The organism is Paenibacillus jiangxiensis (genome assembly GCF_046098255.1).
GTDB classification, from domain to species: domain Bacteria; phylum Bacillota; class Bacilli; order Paenibacillales; family Paenibacillaceae; genus Paenibacillus; species Paenibacillus jiagnxiensis.
Map to the genome: position 1 here is coordinate 1 of NZ_JBJURI010000087.1, position 522 is coordinate 522.

The following is a 522-nucleotide window of genomic DNA, read 5'->3' on the forward strand; positions in this document are numbered from 1 at the left end:
AAGAGGGTGTCCCAAAAGTCATCATAGATGACTAAGGGACGACCCTCTCTTACATTTCGTCAAACAAAAAGAAACCACTCTTTGGTAAAATGGAAGTACCACCAACCATTACCCAAAAGGAGAGGTTTCTTTGTACATTCAATATACCATGGATCAACTCTGTTTACCAATGGATTTAGAAGAAGACATCCCCGCAAATCACCTCGTTCGCGTGGTCAACGCCGCTGTCAATCGTCTCGACGATTCCATCTTCGACGCGGCTTACCCTGGAGGCGGACGAGACAGCTACCATCCTAAAATGCTCACCAAAGTCATCATTTACGCCTACACGCAGCGCATCTACTCCTCTCGCCAAATCGCCAAAGCTGTCCGCGAAAACATCATGTTCATGTGGATCGCGGGTAGACAAAGACCGGATTTCCGCACCATCAACCGTTTTCGATCAGAACGAATGAAAAGCGTACTGGAGACGGTGTTTACCGCCGTTCTTCAGTTTCTGGCCGAGGAGAACTACGTGCAGCT

Annotated in this window: 1 protein-coding gene; it reads left to right on the forward strand. The window is 48.1% G+C overall.

Translation table 11 applies throughout. From position 1 onward, the window contains the following. Window positions 1-130: 130 nt before the first annotated feature. Window positions 131-522, forward strand: a 392-nt coding sequence (locus tag ACI1P2_RS31440) for a transposase (RefSeq protein WP_355327733.1), incomplete at its 3' end; no start/stop codon positions are given.